Annotated in this window: 18 protein-coding genes; 14 read left to right on the top strand and 4 right to left on the bottom strand. The window is 61.1% G+C overall.

Annotated features, from left to right (window positions below):
* A partial coding sequence (locus Q0288_RS02420) for a DUF488 family protein (RefSeq protein WP_299426634.1) occupies nt 1-469 on the top strand: 469 nt, incomplete at its 5' end.
* Between the two features lie 236 nt (nt 470-705).
* Here Q0288_RS02420 and Q0288_RS02415 read toward each other — a convergent pair.
* Nucleotides 706-1,272 carry a DUF99 family protein gene (locus Q0288_RS02415; protein WP_299426631.1) on the bottom strand — a complete coding sequence of 189 codons (567 nt, stop codon included), beginning with the start codon at nt 1,270-1,272 and terminating at the stop codon, nt 706-708.
* A 36-nt stretch (nt 1,273-1,308) separates the two neighbouring features.
* Between Q0288_RS02415 and argC the strand changes: the two genes are divergently transcribed.
* Both argC and Q0288_RS02405 read left to right on the top strand, forming a co-directional pair.
* Nucleotides 1,309-2,349, top strand: coding sequence for an N-acetyl-gamma-glutamyl-phosphate reductase (gene argC / locus Q0288_RS02410; RefSeq protein ID WP_299426628.1), 1,041 nt, complete (start codon nt 1,309-1,311; stop codon nt 2,347-2,349).
* A gap of 13 nt (nt 2,350-2,362) precedes the next feature.
* On the top strand, nt 2,363-3,172 hold the full coding sequence (locus Q0288_RS02405; protein ID WP_299426625.1) for a [LysW]-aminoadipate kinase: 810 nt from the start codon (nt 2,363-2,365) through the stop codon (nt 3,170-3,172).
* 126 nt (nt 3,173-3,298) lie between these two features.
* Here Q0288_RS02405 and Q0288_RS02400 read toward each other — a convergent pair whose 3' ends face one another.
* Nucleotides 3,299-3,865, bottom strand: coding sequence for a PadR family transcriptional regulator (locus tag Q0288_RS02400; RefSeq protein ID WP_299426622.1), 567 nt, complete (start codon nt 3,863-3,865; stop codon nt 3,299-3,301).
* Between the two features lie 55 nt (nt 3,866-3,920).
* Between Q0288_RS02400 and Q0288_RS02395 the strand changes: the two genes are divergently transcribed.
* From Q0288_RS02395 to Q0288_RS02385, 3 genes are all read left to right on the top strand, one after another.
* Entirely contained in the window at nt 3,921-5,072 is a 1,152-nt protein-coding gene (locus tag Q0288_RS02395; RefSeq protein ID WP_299426619.1) for a serine hydrolase domain-containing protein, read from the top strand.
* 300 nt (nt 5,073-5,372) lie between these two features.
* Nucleotides 5,373-7,142, top strand: coding sequence for an acyl-CoA dehydrogenase (locus Q0288_RS02390; RefSeq protein WP_299426616.1), 1,770 nt, complete (start codon nt 5,373-5,375; stop codon nt 7,140-7,142).
* Nucleotides 7,143-7,209: 67 nt separating this feature from the next.
* Complete coding sequence (locus Q0288_RS02385; RefSeq protein WP_299426613.1) at nt 7,210-8,730, top strand: phosphodiester glycosidase family protein; 1,521 nt, start codon at nt 7,210-7,212, stop codon at nt 8,728-8,730.
* Here Q0288_RS02385 and Q0288_RS02380 read toward each other — a convergent pair.
* A complete protein-coding gene (locus Q0288_RS02380; protein WP_299426610.1) occupies nt 8,727-9,794 on the bottom strand; it encodes a DNA adenine methylase in 1,068 nt (355 codons plus the stop codon). The genes Q0288_RS02385 and Q0288_RS02380 overlap by 4 nt on opposite strands.
* A 355-nt stretch (nt 9,795-10,149) precedes the next feature.
* Here Q0288_RS02380 and bshA point away from each other — a divergent pair, with 355 nt between their 5' ends.
* Complete coding sequence (bshA, locus tag Q0288_RS02375) at nt 10,150-11,415, top strand: N-acetyl-alpha-D-glucosaminyl L-malate synthase BshA (RefSeq protein ID WP_299426607.1); 1,266 nt, start codon at nt 10,150-10,152, stop codon at nt 11,413-11,415.
* Nucleotides 11,416-11,721: 306 nt separating this feature from the next.
* Nucleotides 11,722-13,137, top strand: coding sequence for a DUF4832 domain-containing protein (locus Q0288_RS02370; RefSeq protein ID WP_299426640.1), 1,416 nt, complete (start codon nt 11,722-11,724; stop codon nt 13,135-13,137).
* A 163-nt stretch (nt 13,138-13,300) separates the two neighbouring features.
* Here Q0288_RS02370 and Q0288_RS02365 read toward each other — a convergent pair whose 3' ends face one another.
* Nucleotides 13,301-13,912: a hypothetical protein gene (locus Q0288_RS02365; RefSeq protein ID WP_299426604.1), complete on the bottom strand. Its 612-nt coding sequence runs from the start codon at nt 13,910-13,912 to the stop codon at nt 13,301-13,303.
* Nucleotides 13,913-14,213: 301 nt separating this feature from the next.
* Here Q0288_RS02365 and Q0288_RS02360 point away from each other — a divergent pair, with 301 nt between their 5' ends.
* The 6 genes from Q0288_RS02360 to Q0288_RS02335 all read left to right on the top strand — a co-directional run.
* Nucleotides 14,214-15,626 carry a DUF4832 domain-containing protein gene (locus Q0288_RS02360; protein ID WP_299426637.1) on the top strand — a complete coding sequence of 471 codons (1,413 nt, stop codon included), beginning with the start codon at nt 14,214-14,216 and terminating at the stop codon, nt 15,624-15,626.
* Between the two features lie 95 nt (nt 15,627-15,721).
* Nucleotides 15,722-16,195, top strand: coding sequence for a CYTH domain-containing protein (locus Q0288_RS02355; RefSeq protein ID WP_299426602.1), 474 nt, complete (start codon nt 15,722-15,724; stop codon nt 16,193-16,195).
* A gap of 72 nt (nt 16,196-16,267) precedes the next feature.
* A complete protein-coding gene (locus Q0288_RS02350; protein WP_299426599.1) occupies nt 16,268-16,909 on the top strand; it encodes a TetR/AcrR family transcriptional regulator in 642 nt (213 codons plus the stop codon).
* An 8-nt stretch (nt 16,910-16,917) separates the two neighbouring features.
* On the top strand, nt 16,918-17,715 hold the full coding sequence (locus Q0288_RS02345) for an SDR family oxidoreductase (RefSeq protein ID WP_299426596.1): 798 nt from the start codon (nt 16,918-16,920) through the stop codon (nt 17,713-17,715).
* Between the two features lie 247 nt (nt 17,716-17,962).
* Nucleotides 17,963-18,958, top strand: a complete 996-nt coding sequence (locus Q0288_RS02340; protein WP_299426593.1) for a MoxR family ATPase — start codon at nt 17,963-17,965, stop codon at nt 18,956-18,958.
* Nucleotides 18,959-19,123: 165 nt separating this feature from the next.
* Nucleotides 19,124-20,199: hypothetical protein (locus tag Q0288_RS02335; RefSeq protein WP_299426590.1), on the top strand; the 1,076-nt coding region annotated here is incomplete at its 3' end.

The following is a 20,199-nucleotide window of genomic DNA, read 5'->3' as shown; positions in this document are numbered from 1 at the left end:
CGAAAAGTTCGTGTCGCTGCTCAAGCAACACGCTATTGAGCTGGTGGTAGACGTTCGCTCGCAGCCATTCTCGCGCTACTCGCCACACTTTCGCAAGCAGAGCCTGGGTGAGCTTCTGGCCGAGCATGGCATGGCTTACCTGTGGTTGCCAGCGCTTGGTGGCCGCCCTAAGGAGCCCGAACTCTACGATGCTCTGGGCCGACCCGACTACGTTAAGATGGCCCAGACCAAAGCATTTCGAGAGGGAGTAATGCGCCTTCTATCCGAGGTCAACCAGCGACGCACGGCCATCGTGTGCAGCGAGGAAGACCCCAGCCACTGCCACCGCAGGCTGCTCGTTGTGCGGGCGCTGACTCTGGAAAACCCTGCCTGGCCAGAGAGAATTCTTCACATTCGCAAAGACGGCTCGACCCAGACCGAGGCCGAATTGCTGCAGGCCGAAGCGAACCCTCAGCCCAAGCTCTTCTAAATATCGCCACGGTGTTAGTGTCAGATGGGGGAATGATGGCTTGCCAGTGCTGCTATAAGACTTTCGATGGCCAAAGACTACCCCCTAAGGATTGTCGGGAACCCTCGCTGTTCGCTGCCTCTACCCTCTTGGATATGCCCCCTGGTGCGCTGGTTAGGGTGAGTGACGGTATCATTGCGGAACACCTGGCGTCCAAAGAAGGGGAGGGAGGCAAAAACTGCTGGGTCAAAATCTTATTACGGTCTGGCCCGGCTCTGGCCGGTGGCGACGCCGCTTGCGATCAGGTGGGCTGTCCGCAAAGGCTCGGGGATGTTGGAGTGCACCGCGAAGCGCTGGATGGTCTGCTCGGCCTGCCGCAGGGTTAGCCCACAGCGCTGAACCCAGACCCCGGCCACGGGCTCAATATCACCAGCTTTCTGGACTAGCGCCCACTTCGGTCTGCCACCCCGCACCTTGCCAAGAGCAGCCTGGATGGCCTTCAGGTCGGGTCTGCGGCGCGAGACCACCAGCACCGGCAGGGCCAGGGCTTCAGAAAGTGCGTGGATGTCCACCACGTTGAACCCACCCAGCGCAATTCCCTGGAGCATCACCAGTTGAAGGCCTGGGTAGAACTTGCAGTGCCGAACTAACCGGGTGAGCACCTGGGTGCTGTTGCGCCCGTCCCGCCGAACATGTGCGCTTATAACGCCCTCCAGGCGCAGCCCAGCGTACACCGCGCCCACTATTTTCACATTACCCCGGTGGCCGGGCTCGAACGGGAAGTCGTCGAAGCCGATTACGTGGGAGAATCCGCCGGTTTTCATAGCTGTGCTTATCGGGTATTCTAGGCCGTTAGGGGTATGAGCGAGAAGCAGACTGTTTCGATTGTGGGGGGCTCCGGCTATGCCGGGGGCGAGTTTCTGCGGCTGGCTTTGGGACACCCTTACCTGGAAGTCAAACAGGTCACCTCGCGCCGGCTGGTGGGCGACCCGGTGACGCTGGTTCACCCCAGCCTGCGGGGCCGCACCAGCCTGAAGTTCGTAGACCCGGCGAGTCTGGAACCGTGCGACATCCTGGTGCTCTCGATGCCCCACGGCGTAGCGGCCAGGGAGATTGAAAAATACCAGACGCTGGCCCCCATCATCCTGGACCTGTCGGCCGACTTCCGCCTGAAAAACCTGGACTGGTACAAGAAGTATTACCGCGAAGACCACCCCCGCCCCGACCTGGTAGGCCAGTGGGTCTACGGCAGCCCCGAGCTTTACCGAGACTCCCTCAAGACCGCCAACCGCATTGCGTGTTGTGGCTGCAACGCCACCGCGACCATCCTGGGCCTGTATCCTCTGCTCCAGGAGGGCCTTCTGGCCCCCGGGCCGATCTTTGTCACCCTGATGATCTCTACCAGCGCAGCCGGGGCCGAGCCCAGCCTGGCTTCGCATCACCCCGAGCGCGCGGGCAGCATAAGGGCCTACAAGCCCACCGGACACCGCCACACCGCCGAAGTCCGCGAGAACCTGCCCGGCCACCCCGAGGTCTACCTGAGTGCCGTTGCTACCGACCGGGTGCGGGGCATCCTGATGACCGCCCAGACCTTTTTGCGCCCGGGCTTGAGCGAGAAAGAGGTCTGGGGCGCTTATCGCAAAGTTTATGGCGCGGAGCCATTTATCCGGCTGGTGAAGCTCAAAAAGGGTATCCACCGCTACCCCGACCCCAAGGTGGTCGAGGGTACCAACTACTGCGACATAGGCTTCGAGCTGGAAGAAGAGACCGGGCGGCTGGTGGTGATCTCGGCCATTGACAACCTGGTCAAGGGCACGGCCGGGCACGCTATCCAGAGCCTGAATGTTCGGATGGGCTGGGCTGAGACACTGGGGCTTGAGTTCACCGGCCTGCACCCATAAAGGCGGTTTGCAGATGATTGTGGTCAAAGTGGGCGGCTCCGAAGGCATCAACTACCCGGCGGTAGCCAAAGATGCGGCGGCGCTATGGAAGTCGGGTCAGAAGCTAATTATTGTCCACGGTGGCAGTAGCGAGACCAACCAGATTGCCCAAGCCCTGGGCCACCCCCCGCAGTTCCTGACCCACCCCGGCGGCCTGACCAGCCGCCTGACCGACCGCAAGACCCTGGAAATTTTCGAGATGGTCTACTGCGGCCTGGTGAATAAGCGCATCGTAGAGCTTTTGCAGAAGGAGGGCGTGAACGCGGTGGGCCTGAGCGGGCTGGATGGGCGTATTTTTGAAGGCAAGCGCAAGGACGCGGTGAAGTATGTTGAAAACGGCAAGATCAAGATTCATCGAGGTGATTACACAGGCTCAGTTGAGAAGGTCAACACCGCGCTGCTCGCGACTTTGATGGACGCGGGCTATCTTCCGGTGCTCACTCCACCCGCCGTCAGCTACGAGGGCGATGCCATCAACACCGACGGCGACACTGCAGCGGCCCTGCTGGCAACCGCCATGAAGGCCCAAGCCCTGCTGCTGCTCTCCAACATTCCCGGCCTGCTGGCAAACTTTCCCGATGAGTCGAGCCTGATCCGCGAGATTCCCGCCGCCAGAGTGAACGACCCCCAGTACATGAGCGTGGCCCAGGGCCGGATGAAAAAAAAGGTGTTGGGCGCAGTAGAAGCCGTGCAGGGGGGCGTGGGCCGGGTGGTGTTTGGCGATGCACGGATAGAGAACCCAATCTCAGCTGCGCTAGCGGGGGCCGGGACGGTGGTGCGTTGAAACCGGTATCGCAAAGTCCCAACAGACTTCTGGTATAAGCAGCTGAAAGCTCAAAGCTAAAGACTAGACCGTCCCGGAAAAGTGTTATTCCAATAGGGAATTGGGCTCTAAGCTGAAAAACGAAGGCTAAGGCGGGGCCTTTAGCCGTCCACTCGAGCCCAGCAGCCCAACCTCCCGCTTTAGCTGCTTCTTGAACCAGGCCAGCCCGGTCTGGTGGGCCTGGATGCCGTAGTCGGCGGTGGCCATCTGGTAGTGCGCGACCTCCTGCCACTCGGGGGGAATGGCTAGCTCGTCCAGGCTGGCCTTAAGGGTTTGCAACTCGGACAGCGAAGCCTCGATGGCGGCGATTAAGAAGCGCAGCACCTCGATCCTTTTTTCCTGCTCTATCAGACCCAGAAAGTGAAAGCGGGCCAGCACGGTCTCCTCGAGCCTCCCTGCCGGGATGGGGGCGGTGAACTGGCTCATGAAGTAGGCCCGGCCTGCCTCGGTGATGCGGTAGGTGACCTTGGCGCGGCCCTGCTGGCTGCGCTGGTGAACTTCAATCAGACCCCGCTTCAGGAGCTTCCTGACCGAGACCTGGAGGCTGCCCAGGCTCGAGCTATAAAACAGGCTCAGGCTGCGTGAGAAGGACTGCTTGAGGTCGTAGAGGCTGTGGGGGAACAACATCAGTAAGCCCAGAACGCTAAAATCCACAGGTCACCTGCCCTAAGTATAGCTTTTTTGAACGCCACATATTACTATTAGGAATATGATGCTCGAGAATGTTCCGATCTGGGGTCTGTTGGGCTTGGGAGTGGTGCTGGTTGCTGGAGGCCTGGTCTGGTCGTTTGCGCGTCCGATGACGGCTGCCCAGGCTCGAGAGGCCCTACATAGGCGCGTGCAGGCCGTGCAAAGAAAATCACCCCGGTTGGCCCAGGCCCAGATGCTGGTTTCCAGCCCCCAGTTTTCCGGGCATTTTGGCGCCTCGGCGGAGCAACCGTTTCATGTGGCCAGCGTGGGCAAACTCTTCACCACCGTGCTGACTGCCCAACTGGTTGAGCAGGGCAGACTGCGCTGGGACTCCAGAGTGGTGGATTTGTTGCCCCACGAGACCCTCGAGCACCTCTTTGTGGTGGACGGTGTGGACTACCGGGACGAGGTGAGGCTCGAGCATCTGCTGATGCATACCTCGGGCATCGCCGACTACTTTTCCGACCCGGTGCAGGGCGGCAAGCGCTTGATGGAACAGGCAGCATTAGAGCCACAAAAGAGCTGGACGCCGCAGGAATTGCTGGAAGTGACCAGGGCCAGCCAGAAAACGCGGTTTCCCCCCGGCCAGGGCTTCCACTACTCCGACTCGGGCTTTGTCTTGCTGGGCCTGGTGCTCGAGGCCATCTACAGCCAGCCGTTTGAAGAGGTGGTGCACCAGCGCATCTTCGGGCCGCTGGGCATGGAGCACAGTTACTTCCCCTTTCGCACCCAGCCCAATCAGCCCACCGCCAGGCTAAGCCCGGTCTGGATCAACAGCGCAGACCTTAGCCAGTCGCCCGCCCTTACCGTGGACTGGGCCGGAGGAGGGGTCGCCAGCACCACCGACGACCTGCTGAAATTTGGCCAGGCCCTGATGGAGGGGAGGCTGATCGGGCCGGACACCCTCCTGTACCTCTCCCAGCCGCTCAACCGCTTCGAGCGGGTCATCCGCTACGGGCGGGGTATGATGCGCCTCAAGTTCGCCGACTTCTTTCCCCTGCTGCGCTACCCCGACATGATCGGCCACCTGGGCATTCTGGGCACCCTGCTGGTTCTGGACTCCCAGAGCAAAGTCGTTGTCATCCTGTCGCTGGGCTCGACCGGCCATATGGAGGACAGCGTGCGGCTGCTGATTGATGCGGTTGGGGTGTTGCGAAGGGTTAAACCCTGAGCGGTCTGGAAAGAAAGTCTTTGCCATGTGCAGGTGGAGGAAGAAGAGTCGAGAGTCGAGAGTCGGGTGTCAGAGTCGAAGGCCATAAGCTTAAAAACTGAATCTGCGGCGAGTGCTGAAAGACTCGAGGTGAAGCGCTCGACCCTCGACCCGAGACCTGCGACTTGAGACTTGCGGCCAATTTCGAATGATCTGTGCCGTTCCAAAATGAAGATACCGAATCAAGCCCTCGAAGCTGGCCAGGGACTTTCGAGTCCTGCACTATTTCAGATGCCCACGGCAGGGTAGAATTATCCTGCGATGGACAAGCTGATCTCGAGGCGCGACCTCGAATTCCTGCTGTACGAAGTACTGGATGTCGAGGCCCTCACCCGGCGCGAACGCTACCGCGACCACAGCCGCGAAACTTTCAAGGACATTCTCGATGTGGCCACCAGGATTGCTGCCGAACACTTCGCTACCCACAACAAGAAAGGAGACCAGGAGGAGCCCTGGTTCGACGGGGAAAAAGTCCACACCATCCCCGAAGTGAAGGCTGCGCTGGAGGAGTACCGCAAAGCGGGTCTGTTTGCCGCTACCCACGACTACGAGCTGGGCGGCATCCAGCTACCCTACGTGATTTCAACTGCCTGCGGAGCCTTTTTCAAGGCCGCTAACATCGCCACCACCAGCTTTGCTCTGCTCACCGCAGGCAATGCCAATGTGCTGCGTAAGTATGGCTCGCAGGCCCAGCAGAAGAAGTATCTGATTCCCCAGTTAGAGGGCCGCTACTTTGGCACCATGTGCCTTTCCGAGCCCCATGCCGGTTCTTCGCTGACCGATATTCTGACCCGGGCCGAGCCCCAGCCCGATGGCACCTACCGGCTCAACGGCTCCAAGATGTGGATTTCCGGGGGGGATCACGAGGTCTCGCAGAACATCGTGCACCTGGTGCTGGCCAAGATTCCCGGCGGGCCGCTGGGAGTGAAGGGGATCTCGCTCTTCATCGTGCCCAAGTACCGGGTCGAGCCCGACGGCAGCCTGGGAGAGCCCAACGGGGTGAAGATGGCGGGGCTGAACCACAAGATGGGCTATGCGGGCATTCCCAACTGTTTGCTGAGCCTCGAGGATGCCGTGGGTGAGCTGGTAGGTGAGCCGCACCAGGGGCTTTCCTATATGTTCACCATGATGAACGAGGCCCGCATTGGGGTGGGGATGGGGGCCATGGCCCTGGCCTACACCGGCTATCTGCACGCGCTGGAGTATGCCCGCGAGCGCACCCAGGGCCGCCGCCTGGGCGACAAAAACCCCACCAGCCCGGCAGTCCCCATCATCCAGCACCCCGACGTTCGGCGCATGTTGCTAATGCAGAAAGCCTATGCCGAAGGCTCTTTACACCTGTGCCTGTATGCGGCGCGGCTGGTGGACGAAGAGCGAACCGCTTCCACCCCCCAGGCTGCCGAGCAGGCCAACCTGCTGCTGGAAATACTGACCCCGGTGGTGAAGGGCTGGTCGAGCGAGTTGGGTCTGAAAGCCAACGAGCTGGCCATACAGGTACACGGGGGTTATGGCTACACCCGCGAGTACAACGTCGAGCAGTTCTACCGCGACAACCGCCTGAACGCTATCCACGAGGGCACCAATGGCATCCAGGCCCTGGACCTGCTGGGGCGCAAGGTGGGGATGCAGGGCGGGGCGGGGTTCGAGCTCTGGGCGGGCGAGGTTCAGAAGACCATCGCCGAAGCCCGCACACAAACAGCGTTGCAGGGGTACGCCGAGCAGCTTGCAGAATCGCTACAGGCTACAACGGATGTAACCAGGGCTCTGCTGGGCCGGGCAGCCGAGGGAGCGGTAGAACGGGCCTTTGCCAACTCGTTTGCCTACCTCGAGCTCTTTGGCACGGTGACGCTGGCCTGGCAGTGGTTGCAGCAGGCGCAAAAATCGCTGGGTAAAGAGGGGCCTTTTTACCAGGGGAAGCTGGAGGCAGCCCGCTACTTTTTCAATTACGAGCTGGATAAGGTGCCGCTACTGGCGGCCAGGCTAAAGCGGCTGGATGATATGTTTGTGTGTCCAGAGCAGGACTGGCTCTAACACAATCTTCAACAACGCTTTGGCCTATACCCAGTAGTTTAAAGCAGTTATGCCATGGAGTGGGAGTATGCTGCCTCGCTGGGCTGCCCTGAGTATTTTTGCGATCATGGCCTGGGCGCAGGCAACCCCAGCACTGGGGGGCAGTACGACCATGATTCCCGCAGGCAGGCTGGGCCTGGAAGTGGCGCGGGAGAGTGGGGCCATAACCTTCAGGAAGGATGGCCTCGAGTTCACCTATGTCGAGGGCCTCGGCTGGATACCGCCCCTGGCAGCCAGCCTGCCCCCGCCCCAGGGAAACCAGCTTTCCCTCGAGGTCGTGCGGGCGGTGGGCCTGGTAACGGCTCCCGAAGCCGGGGTGCGGTTTTCCTCTGGACAGGGGCGTCTGCGCCTGGTGCTGGATCTGCCCGAAGGCAGCGACCCCGCCAGCCTGCCCCAGACTGAACTCAGCCCTTTTCCGGGGACGCTGCAGCTGAGTCTTCCCTACTTCCTGCCGGGCCTCGAGGCCCTGACGCCCCCGGCAGGGGTGGGGTTTGAGTGGCAGTTTGAACCACAATCCACCCAGATCACCATCCAGGCGCCGCCTGAGCGTCTTTACCGCTACCGCACCCTGCAACTGAGCAACCCCGCCCGCCACGCGCTGGATGTTTTCTACCTGCTGCCCGAACTCGAAGAGTCGGTACAGCCGGGTTTTCGCTACCGCGAGCTGTGGGCCTGGACACCCGAGCCGGTGAGGATGTTCTGGCTAGCAGCCGACCCTGGCAGCTGGCGCATGGAGCCGGTGGGCCGTCCCGGGGAACGCAGAATCCTGCCCCAGATGGCCCCTGGAGCCCTGGCTTTGCTAAACGGGGGTTATTTTGATGGCCCCACCGGAACCCCCATCGGCCTGTGGGTTCGTGGAGGGGTGGCCCTCAACCCCCCTTTTGGGCGCAGCACGCTGTTCTGGCAAGATGCAAACGTTTTTGCCGGACGTCCCCGGTTTGTGGCCTCGGTGCAGCTCATGGATGGCCGCAGCATCCGGGTAGGGGTCAACCTGGCCCGGGCCAGGTATACCGCCCACACCCTGGCGGGGCCGGTGGGACGGGTGGGAGAGCATGTGCATATCGTGCAGGGCGATCAGATCATCGCCACCCACCCCGCGCCCCACCAGCTTCTCGAGGGATTATGGGCGCTCACTTTTCCTGCCGAAGAGCCCATCGCCCGCACCGGCGAGACGCTCAGGTTTTACGGGACCATGGAACCCCCCGTCAGTTATGCCCTCGAGGCCGGCCCGCTGCTCATTCAAAGCGGCTCCAATGTCTTCGACCCCGACGCCGAGCCTTTCCGCGACCGCGCCCCCATCACAGCAACGGCTGCGCAATCGGTAGTGGCCTGGTCACAGGAAGGGGCTCTGCACTTCATCGTGACCGAGCCAACCCGGCCTGAGGCGCTGGCTCGAGTCCTGCACGGAAAAGGTCTCTGGGGGGCCATCCGCATGGACGGCGGCAGCTCGGCCCAGCTATGGGTGCGCGGCCAGTTGCGAAACCCTGCCAGCCACGGCCTCGGGATACGTCCGGTGGTGAGCGGGCTGGCCCTGTACCCCAGACCCTAGCTGGCCAGCCGCCTCATCCCCCTCGAGCGCAAAACCTGGTAGACCTTTTTGCAGTGGGTGGCCACAAACAGATACTCCTGGTTTTCGGTGTGGGAGACCCGCCCCACTTTCTGACCCTGGGGGTTGTAGATGCCGATGCGGGCCCCCACGTAGCGGCGGTGGGTCTGGCTCATCCGCACCACGTAGCCCCACTCCTTTAGCATGCTCTCGATTTCTTTGGTGCTGAAAAAACCTTCGTTATTGAACGACATCACCAGGTGTTTGGCCTGAAGGCTCCCAAGCAGTTTTTCCATCGCGCCTCTGGCCTCGCGCCTGGAGTTGAAGGGGCTTTTGCGGCTCTGCACCTCGGTGCGTTTGCGAGCCACGCCGTAAGTCTGGGGGTTGTCCCAGCGAACCAGGGTTTCCCAGAGGTGATAGTTGCCCAGATAGGAGTGCTGGTTGTAGGGGGGGTCGAGGTAGAAGAGGTCGGCTTGCAACCCCGAAGCAACCTCGAGGGCATCGGCCTGGAGGGCCGTCCCCTGGCCTGGCAACAGGGGAGGGTATTCCAGCCTGAGTTCGCCATAAGAACGCGGAGCCCAGCGCTTGAGGTAGGCCATCTGGATGCCGGTGGTGGAGTCTACTTTGTCGGCGGCGATTATCAGGCTGAAAAGCAGAATGGCCCTCAGGATTTCGTCGCCAGCCGCCTCCGGCTCGATTCTGGCCCGGATGGCCTCAATTCTGGTGCCGTTGTGGGGCTGGATAAAACGCGACTCCTGGCAGTAGGTGCGGGTAAACCAGCCGGTCTTGCCCCTGAGCCGGAGTAGCCGCTCCAGCATGGGCTGGATGCGCTCGGGCGGATACTGCACCCTATCGGCCTGTACCAGCGTCTGGGCCAGAACCAGGGCATAGGTATGGAGGTCGTTGGAGGTAACAAAGAGCCCCAACTTCTTCAGCGCATGGCCGACCCTGGCACTACCTGAAAACAGATCCACCGCATCTCGGAGAGGATTTATGGCATTAATCTGCTCCACTACCCCGGTAATCCAGGGCAAAAGCGCGCGTTTGGAGCCGATATATTTGACCACTACGCCAATTCTACACGTATATGTAGCAAATTATGCAATAGCGACGAGGTAATTTGCGAATTAGTGGTGTCGAAGCAAGACCGCTACGATAAATTTCCTCTCCGATAAAGAGGGAGCCATTGGTCTTTCATCGTAGCCCACAGGTCAGATTGGGCCCGTTTCATGAAAGCAAGCCTTTAGGTTTTCTTGAACCGGGCTTTAGCCAATTTCTCACCTCCGAGCTTTAGCCTGAACTCACCCCTGGAGGCGATCCCATCCTATGAAGCTGGGCTGACCTGGCACGCTCAGTATGGAGACACTGCTTTGGAGGGCACACAGCCATCCTGATCTTGAAACCGCTTGAAAGGGAGGTTGCATGAATATCGCGATTCTTTGCCATTCCAGTGCAGGAGGTTCGGGGGTGGTGGCCACCGAGCTGGCCCTGGCCCTGGCAGGGTTGGGGCACAGGGTGCATGTGGTCGCTTCCGAGCGGCCTTTTCGCCTGACCGAGGAAAGGCTTAACCAACTTGGCTTGAGCCGCGACCAGTACTCGATGGGGCAGGAGCCCGTTGGCAGGCTGGGGCGCATTTTTAAAGCTTCAAAACAGAGCGTGGCCCGGTGGCTGGGCCTGATCAACAAGCCCCTCAAAAGCGGTTCGCTGCACTTTCACCAGATTTTGAGCGCCGACTACCCCTTGTTCCAAGAACCGCTCACCCCGCTCACCACCGCCAACTCTATAGCCGATTTGATCGAGCGCTTCAAGATTGAACTGGTGCATGCTCACTACGCAATTCCTCACGCCACCAGCGCCATTCTGGCCCGCGATATGGGGCTGGACATCAAGGTGGTGACCACCCTGCACGGCACCGACGTCACCCTGGTAGGTCAAGAGCCGGCCTTTGCCAGAACCACCCAGCACGCCATACGTACCTCGGATGCGGTGACGGCGGTCTCTAACTCGCTGGCCCACGACGCCCGCCTCAAGATGGGAGTAGACCGCCAGATTGAGGTGATCTACAACTGGGTTGACCCGGAGCGGTTCAAGCCCAACCGCGACCCGGCTTATCGGGCCCGTTTTGCCCAGCCCGAGGAGGCCATCGTGCTGCACGTGTCCAATTTTCGCGCGGTCAAGCGCCCGCTGGATGCCGTGCGGGTGTTTGCTGGCATCCTCGAGCAGATGCCGGCCCGCCTGTTGATGATTGGCGACGGGCCACTGCGCCAGGAGTGCATGGATCTCGCAGACGAGCTGGAGATTGCCGGGCGGGTGCAGTTTTTGGAGTCCACCCCTGCGATCGAAAAGTTCATGAGCGTGGCCGATCTGTTCTTGCTTCCCTCCGAACAGGAGTCCTTTGGGCTGGTGGCCCTCGAGGCCATGTGCAGTGGGGTGCCGGTGGTGGCGAGCCGGGTGGGTGGGCTACCCGAACTCGTAGAGGAAGGTAAGACCGGCTTTTTGCGTCCGATGGGCGACGTACAGGGGATGCTCGAGGCCAGCCTGGAAATCCTCTCCAACCGCCCCCGCCGCCGCAGTATGGGCGAGGCCGCCCGCGAGCGGGCCATTCAGCACTTCCGGCCCGAGGTGGTACTCCCCAGGTACCTCGAGGTTTACGAAAAAACCCTGGATCTGATTCCGACACGGAATTGAGCAATCCTCAACACCGGAGCATATGGGGGTGTCGAATCTGACAATTGGCCGGACGTGCAAGTGGAATGCAGGTCTAAAAACGGGATAGGAACTGGCGTCGGTTTTCGGATGGAGGTTGTCGTTGCAGGATTATTCCTGCCCAGCGTTACCTGTTTTTGACGGTTGGCATTAAGGGAAATTAATCAAATAGATATGAGCAGGTCAAATAAACCAGACCTGCTGGCATAGGTTGTATATCTTAACGTTACTTAACGTGCGACTAACGTCACACCAAAAGTCACAAAATAGCCTTGCCTCGTGATTCCTATGCCAAATCTGCGTACCGCTGCCCCTACCTACCCGTTCCTCAGCCTGGTCTTGTTGGCTTTATTGGCAGCCTGCGGAACACAGACCCAGAGCAGTCCCCCTGGCAGTTCCAATCCCACGCCTCTAAGCGGCAAGACCGTGACCTACGCCTCCACCGACGAAGTATTCCTCAACCCCGAGCGGGGCTTCCGGCCAGGGGTGCAGTTTGGCTATGGCATTGGCTCGAGCAGCCTGGCTGGGCTCGACCTGGCCGGGTTCCGGGGGCGCGGCTACACCATGATCAAGGCCTACATCAGCCTGCAACCCTTCCAGAACAGTGCCATCTCCGAGACCTACATCAACCAGTTGCGCGAGCGTTTTGGCCAGATGCGCCAGGCCGGTATCAAAGCTACCGTGCGCTTCTGGTACGTCTGGGGTGGAACCGCCACCGTACCCAGAAGCCGAATCCTGCAGCACATCGAACAGCTCGCTCCGCTATTGCGGGACAACGCCGACGTGATGGCCGCCCTGCAGGCTGGCTTTGTGGGAGCCTGGGGGGAGTGGCACTCTCACAGCGGGCTTTCCGATCAGGACAAACGCGACATCTTTATGGCGCTGGCCCGCGTGGTTCCTTCCGACCGCAAGATCCAGCTCAGGTATGTGGAGTCCCTGCGCCTGTTTGCACCCCAGGGATTTAGCGAGTCACAGGCCTTCGATACGCAGCAGATTGTCTCCCGCCTAGGACACCACAACGACTGCTTTATGGTCAACCAGAGCGATGCGGGAACGTATGCCTGGGACGACCCTCAACGTAGCAATGATCGCAATTTTCTGGCTGCCATCACCCGGTACATGCCCGTAGGCGGGGAGATGTGCGGCGATGTGCCCGAGGCCGGTTCCGACCCCTACAACCGCCGGAGTCCGCAGGGGCAGCTGGACGAGCTGGCCCGTTTCAACTGGAGCTTTATCGCCAACGACTTTGGCAATGTGGAGCGGTGGCGCCAGTGGGGCATCTACGACACCATTGCCCGAAAGCTGGGCTACCGCCTGGCGCTCACCCAGTCGGTGGTGCCCGAGGTGGCTACTGGAGGCCGCCTGCGCCTGAGTTTTACCGTGCGCAACGACGGCTGGGCCGCGCCCTACAATCCCCGCCCGGTACGGGTAGTGCTGCGCAACCCCCAGAGCCGTCAGGTCTTCAGCCTGAACGTGAGTGCCGATCCCCGCCGTTGGTTCGCAGGCAGCACCCAAGCAATCCAGGTAGATCAGGCCCTTCCCGCAGGGATTTCACCGGGTAGCTACGAAGTGTTGCTGCACTTCCCCGACCCCTACCCGAGTATCGCAGCCCGCCCCGAGTACGCCATCCGCCTGGCCAATCCCGATGTCTGGGAGGCTTCTACGGGCTACAACAGGCTAAATCAGACCGTGCGGGTGCAGTAAGCGATTAAGCGATAGCCAATGGTGGAAAGCTACGCAGGGCTTTTGCGGCAAAGGGAGGATTCAAGACAGGCTCCTGGGGGTAGCTGGCTTATCAATCCCATCCCCTTACGATGCGCGAACTGCCGCCCCGGTTGCAGTTTACGGCGGCATTCCAGAAACTGCCCTAGGGTCTGCGGAGATGAAGGATGAGCTGCGGGGCGTAGCCATCGGCGGCGCTGAACAGGGCCAGGTTGCTCCGGTCATCGTGATTGGTGGGCTTGTTAAAGCGCAGGCGAAACTGGGCGGATGGGCGGCCCTGGGCCAGGTCGCTTTTGAGGGCGTCCGAGACGTCTACCTCGAGGTAGCCTTCACCGGGGGCATCGCTGCTGGCGGTTTCCAGGGTAGGAGCGCCGAAAGCGGTGGTGTCGAGCAGGTTTGCAACGCGGATATGCTCAACCATCAGGTTTTGCAGTTGTGCGTAGGTGGTGCTGGACTCGCCTTGATAGATGCGCAGGGTTGCGCCTGCAATCCGGTCGCCCGTGATGCCTGCGGGCAGGGCCTCGAGGTCGAATTCCAGCAGGCCCCGTACCGGGTTGTTCTGGCTATCGTCGCCCGCACAGATCACCCGGCGGCAAAAATAGCCCGCCAGCCCGGCACCCGCTGCATCGAGGGTGGTCTGCCGGGAAAGCTCGAGAACCAGCGCGGCCTGGGCAGACGGCAACTGGGGCTCACTACAACCGACCAGAAACGAAAAACTCAGTACGGCGACCAGGCTGGATAGTTTTGGGTTTCGCATAGGCTGTCCTGATTAAACCTTACCCCTGGTTATAGGAGACTCGAGCCGGTTTTGCATGAAAAACGGGTTACTCCTGGCATTACTAGCAGATAAACTGCCGCAACCGGGCCGGTAATCGCCCAACAAAAATGGCCTGAACTGGGAGCCGGCTGCCGTTATTTACGGCGTTACCTCGAGCGTGTCGGGCAGCGGGGTTATCCCAAATTGTCCTGGGCTGCCGGTATCCTCAATGGAAACCTTAATGGAGCTTAAGGTTTTCTAACCTCGAGCCCCTGGGCTCGAACCATACACTAACCCCGTGATGCACCCCTTCAGACCGCTCTTGCTTTGGATGGTACTGGCAGCCGGGCTGCTACTGCCAGGATGTGGCGATTTCCCGCTCACACTGACCCCTCCAGGCACCGGAGGCAGTGTGCCGGTGCTGCCCCCCCTGAGTGGCAGAACCGTGGCCTATCAGGGTTCCAACGAGAACTTTCTCAACCCCGAGCGGGGTTTTCACGTTGCGTTTCAGTTGCAGGAGTACAACGACTACCGCCTGGTGCGTTCGGGAGGGTGGTTCAACCTGCCGGCCAGTGTGGTTTTCGTCTACGTTAGCCTGTATGAGTACCGCCACAGCACGATCCCCCAGAGCTATCTCGATCACCTCCGCAGCCGCCTCGAGAACGCCCGGCAAGCGGGGGTGAAGCTGATTATTCGGCACTATTACGCCTTTCCTGGCAAGGCTGGCCTCGAGGATGCCCCGCTGGATCGGGTTCTGCAACACATCGAGCAGCTCCGGCCCCTCTGGCACGACTTCCAGGACATCATCCTGACCATGCAGGCTGGATTTATTGGGCACTGGGGGGAGTGGCACCACTCGAGCAACAATCTCGACCGGCCCGAAAGCGAAGACCGCATCGTCCGGGCCTTGCTGGCCGCGCTGCCCCAGAGCATCCCGCTGCAACTGCGCTACCTCGAGGATATCGAGCGGCTCTTTCCCCAGCCCCTGGCCGCCAGCCAGGCCTTCAACGGTAGCAACCAGGCCCGCATCGGCCACCACAACGACTGCTTCCTGGCGGGCGACAACGACGCCGGAACCTATAGCTGGAACCAGTGGGATCGGCAAAAAGCCTATCTGGATCGGATCACCCGTTTTGTGCCGGTGGCCGGCGAGACCTGCCAGGTGAACTTTGGGCAGGCCCGCCAGTCCTGTTCGGTGGCCCTGGCCGAGTTGCGCCGCTTCAACTGGCAGGTTATTAGCGGCACCTGGTACGAACCGGTGCTGGATCGCTGGAGGAGCGAGGGCTGCTTCAACGAGATCGCCCGCCGCCTGGGGTACCGGTTCCGTCTGGTGCGGGCAATTATTCCTGAGCAACTCAGCCGAGGCGGCAGTTTCAAGCTGGGCCTCGAGATTGCCAACGATGGCTTCGCCAACCCCATCAGGCCCCGCCACGTGCAGATTATCTTGCGCAGTCGAGCCAGCGGCCAGGTTTTTCGATTCCCCATCAACACCGACCCCCGACTCTGGGAGCCGGACAAAACCCAGGCCCTGATCCTCGACGCCATTCTGCCCGGAGATCTCCCTGCTGGAGAGTATGAGGTGCTGCTCCACCTGCCCGACCCGGCCCCCAGCCTGGCCAGCCGTCCCGAGTACGCCATCCGGCTGGCCAATCAGAATGTCTGGGAGGCCACCACAGGCTACAACTCGTTGCAGCACACCCTGAGGGTGCAGTAGGTCAGAACCCAGGGCCAGTGCCCGGACCAGCCACCAGAGTGATCGTTTCTGAGGTAGCTATCCACGAGACCTGCCAGAAGTCTATACAATCAGGCATGGGCACCGAAACCGAGCGCAAATTTCTGGTCAGGCCATCGGACTGGAAAAAGGGAGCCGTCGGCATGGTCTACCGCCAGGGCTATCTGAGCACCGATAAAGCCCGCACGGTGCGGGTGCGCGTCGCGGGCGAGATGGGCTACCTGACCATCAAGGGCATGGCGGAAGGGATTACGCGCCTCGAGTACGAGTACCCCATCCCGCCGACCGATGCCAGCGAACTGCTCGACCAGCTCTGCCTCCGCCCCCTGATTGAGAAGACCCGCTACCGGATCGAGGTTCACGGACGGGTCTGGGAGGTAGACGAATTCGCCGGGGAGAACCAGGGTCTGGTGGTAGCGGAGGTCGAACTCGAGTCTCCTGACCATCCACTGGAACTGCCCGACTGGGTCGGTGAGGAAGTGACCCACGACCCACGGTATCTGAATGCCAGTCTAGTGGAGAACCCCTTTTCCACCTGGTACAAGCCCTAGTTCTCGTGGCTGGCCGATCTGCGTTCGGTAAACACCTGGACAAATGACCCAAAGTCATTTATTATCCGACTTGTGGTCAGCAAACTGCGCGCCCGCAACCCAGAAGACAAACAGGCCCGCTGGGGGAGCATCCTGACCGCAACGCTGGAAATGTGGCAGGAGACCGCCTACCCCAACTTCACCATGCATGCGCTGGCAGCACGCCTGGGCCTGGCTAAGGGAACGCTGTACCTCTACTTTCCGACCAAGGAGGCCCTGTTCCTGACGCTGTTCGAACGCCTGCTGGGGGACTGGCTCGACTACCTCGAGGAAGAGCTTTCCCAGGGCAGTTGGAAGGCCAGAAAGCTGGCCGGTCTGATTGCGCAGAGCCTGGCCCAGCGCCCCCCGTTGGCCCGATTGTTCCCGCTCCTGGAGAGCATTCTGGAGCACAACATTACCCCGGCCAAGGCCCGGGCCTACAAGACCTGGCTACTGCACCGGGCAGCCCCCATCGCGGCTCTGTTAGAGCAGCATCTGGGCCTGAAACGCGGTATGGGCATCAAGGTACTGGCCTATACCCAGGCCCTGATTGCGGGTATACAGCAGATGACCGATGCATCCCCTATCGTGCTCGAGGTCTTGCAAGAAGCACCGCTGCACCTGTTGAAATTGGAATTCGAGTCCGACCTGCAAGCCGCCCTGACCGCGCTTTTTAGCGGAGTGCAAAACCGATAGGAGGAAGCATGTCTACCCAGGGAAACGTTGCTCTCATCACCGGTGCCTCGAGTGGCATTGGCGAAGAACTGGCCAGGGTCTTTGCAACCTACGGCTTCCACCTGGTTCTGGTGGCCCGCACCGAGCCCAGGCTCCAAGAGCTGGCCCATACCTTGCGCACCCAACACCACCTCCAGGCCTTCCCCATTGCGCTGGACTTGTCCGACCCCCAGGGCCCTGCACGGTTGCAGCAAAAAGTACTGGAGCTGGGCCTGACGGTGGATGTGCTGGTGAACAACGCAGGCTTTGCCGATTTTGGTGAGTTTGCCAGATCTGACCTCGCCAAACAGACCCAGATGATCCAGCTCAACATCACCACCCTGACCGAGCTTACCCACCGCTTTTTGCCCGCCATGATGGAGCGCAGGCGGGGCTATGTGCTGAATGTGGCCAGTACCGCAGCTTTTATGCCAGGGCCTCTGATGTCGGTCTACTATGCCACCAAGGCCTATGTACTCTCCTTTTCCGAGGCCATCCGTGAAGAACTCAAAGGCAGCGGAGTCAGCGTCACCGCGCTCTGCCCAGGCCCGGTGGCCACCGGTTTCCAGAGCCGCGCCGAGATGGCTGGCTCCAGACTGCTAACCAATCCACTCAACCCGCCCACCAGCCCCGACAAGGTGGCCCAGGCGGGTTACAAAGCCCTGATGCGCGGCCAGCAACTGGTTATTCCAGGTTTCGTAAACCAGCTCCAGGCCCTGGCCCCCAGGCTGCTGCCCAGGGCCATGGTCCCCGGTATGGTTCGGAACGCCGCGGCCCGGTCGCACTGAATTCACGCCACGGAGGGAAGTAAACCGAACCCCCTCCTTGTTGCCATCCAGAGCCCCTTAACAAACTGTGCCAGCAGACATTGCCCGGGGACAACCTCTACTGCAGGCCCAGATGCAGATCTTGCTGAACCGAAATCGTACACCTCCATTGTGAGCGCTTGTGCAGCGAATCCCCGGTGGAAATTTAACCGAGACCAAATGTCAAATTGCCCACAAAGTTCACCCGTGTATAACCCAGACTGAGCGCGTGAGCCCAACCGAGCTAGCTAAATACCTGTCGGGTCTGATTGAGCATCGTTTGAAAATCTCCACCATGCTGTGGGGACCGCCGGGGGTGGGAAAGTCTTCGATTGTGGCCCAGACCGCTCGCAAGTATGGCATTGGATTTATTGATGTGCGGCTTTCGCAACTGGCCCCCACCGACCTGCGCGGGCTGCCGGTGCCGCTGGATGGGGTCTCGAGGTGGTATCCACCGGAGTTCTTGCCCCAGGAGGGCCAAGGAATCTTTTTCCTGGACGAGTTGAATATGGCCCCTCCCACCATGCAGGGCATGGCACAACAACTCATCCTGGATCGGAAGGTAGGCTCTTACGAGTTGCCCGAGGGGTGGTTTGTCTGGGCCGCAGGCAACCGTAAGGAAGACCGCGCTGCGGTGTTTGATATGCCAGCACCGTTGGCCAATCGCTTCATTCACCTCGAGGTGGCCCCGGACTTCGAGAGCTTCAAGGATTATGGTCTTCGGGCTGGGATTCACGAGCGTATTCTGGCTTTTCTGGCCTTTCGACCCGTCCTGCTGCACCTGATGGACTCCAGGCGTCCGGCCTGGCCTAGCCCGCGTAGCTGGGAGATGGCCTCCGCCTTGCTCAAGGCCGGGTTGAATATCGCGCCCGTGGTAGGAGAGGCAGCAGCAGCAGAACTCGAGGCTTTTGGGCAGGTTTACGAGGTACTGCCCGAACTCGCGGAGATTCTGGAGGGGCAGTCCAGCCGACCTTTCCCCGAGGAGCCTTCGGCCCGCTACGCCCTCACGATGGGACTCACCTTGCGGGCCGAGGACGCACGACAGGGGTTAAATGCCTTCCGCTGGATGGTGGAAGCGGCTCCGCCGGAGTGGGTTCAACTGCTGGTCGCCGACCTCTACCGGCGGATGAAGCCGCATGGGCTGGGGGAGTTTGCCCTGTTGGTGCGGGAAGAGCCTCGGTTGCGGGCATACCTGGAGGCGTATCGGGAGCTGGTGCTGGGGTGAGGAGGGTGCTGGGAAAGAGCGGGGCTGGGCGGTCTGTTGGTGGACGCCCCACAGAACCCCGTCAGGCCACCCCATCCCCTGCCTGGTGGAGGTACGCGGCTTCTGGTGCAGAGGAATTTTCGTGCTGCAATTAAGCTAGGGTGGAAGGAAGAAGGACGATTTGCGATGGCAGGATTTCTCGCGGAAGCTCAGAACCCCGAGACTGCGCCTGAGCGGCTGCGGTCGCTGGCATCGCAGCCAGAGATAGAAGTCCGCCGTGCAGTAGCGGGCAATCCGAACACGCCTGAAGACGTGCTGTTACGGCTGGCGGTGCATTTTCCCGAGGCGGTGCTGGGCAATCCGGTGCTGGATTTGCTCTTGCTGGTCAACGCCAACTGGCTGGCGGAAATACCGGGGTATGCACGCCATCGCTTGCTGGGGTGTCCCCTGGCTCCTTCGCATTTTCTGCGCTGGGCGGTGCGGGAGGGTGACTACAGCGCGGCGTTGAGTTTGTTGCAAAACCCAGCAGCCCCAGCGGCCCTGGTAGAACCCCTGACCCAACATCCCTGGCCTGCCGTAGAGGAGGCGGCCCGGCTGCACGTGGCGCTCGAGACCTCGCCCCTCGAGCGGGCCCTGTGGTGGTGTGAGGTGGATATGGACTACCTCGAGCTGCACCAGCTGGTGCTTTTGGGGATGGCCCCGGCCTGGATACTCCCGCGTATGGCCCGCGAGCTGGATACCAGTTTGCGACTGACCCTGATCCAGCAGGAAAACCTGCCCAAAGAGGTGTTGGAAGCCTTCTTGTTTGACGGAGAGGAGGAGGTGCGCAAGGCTGCCCGCCAGCACCCTACCACCCCCAGGGAAACCATCCTGTTGCTGGACAGGCTGGAAGCACAGCTTGCGGTGGAGATCCCCTTTGAGACACTGGCGCAGGGGCACTACTGGGTGCGGCAACTGGTGGCCCAGCATCCGCAAACCCCACCCCATCTGCTGGAGCGCTTTCTCACCGACGACGACTGGAGGGTGCGGGGGGCTGCCGCTCGCAACCCGGCCCTACCTGCGCACTGGCTGGAGCAACTGGCCCAGGATGGCGACCACCTGGTGCGGCAGGGGGTGGCGGCCAACCCCAATACCCCAGGTTCGTCGTTGGAGCGGCTGGTGGGCGATGAGTACGAAGAAGTGTGTCAGGCGGCTGCCGAAAACCCCAGCACACCCCGGTGGGTGCTGGAGCTTTTAGAGCGGGCCCGGGCTCAGGATGGGGC

This window comes from uncultured Meiothermus sp. (assembly GCF_937863175.1).
Lineage (GTDB): Bacteria > Deinococcota > Deinococci > Deinococcales > Thermaceae > Meiothermus.
The sequence above is the reverse complement of the archived record's forward strand: the minus strand, read 5'-3'. Positions and strand labels throughout refer to the sequence as shown.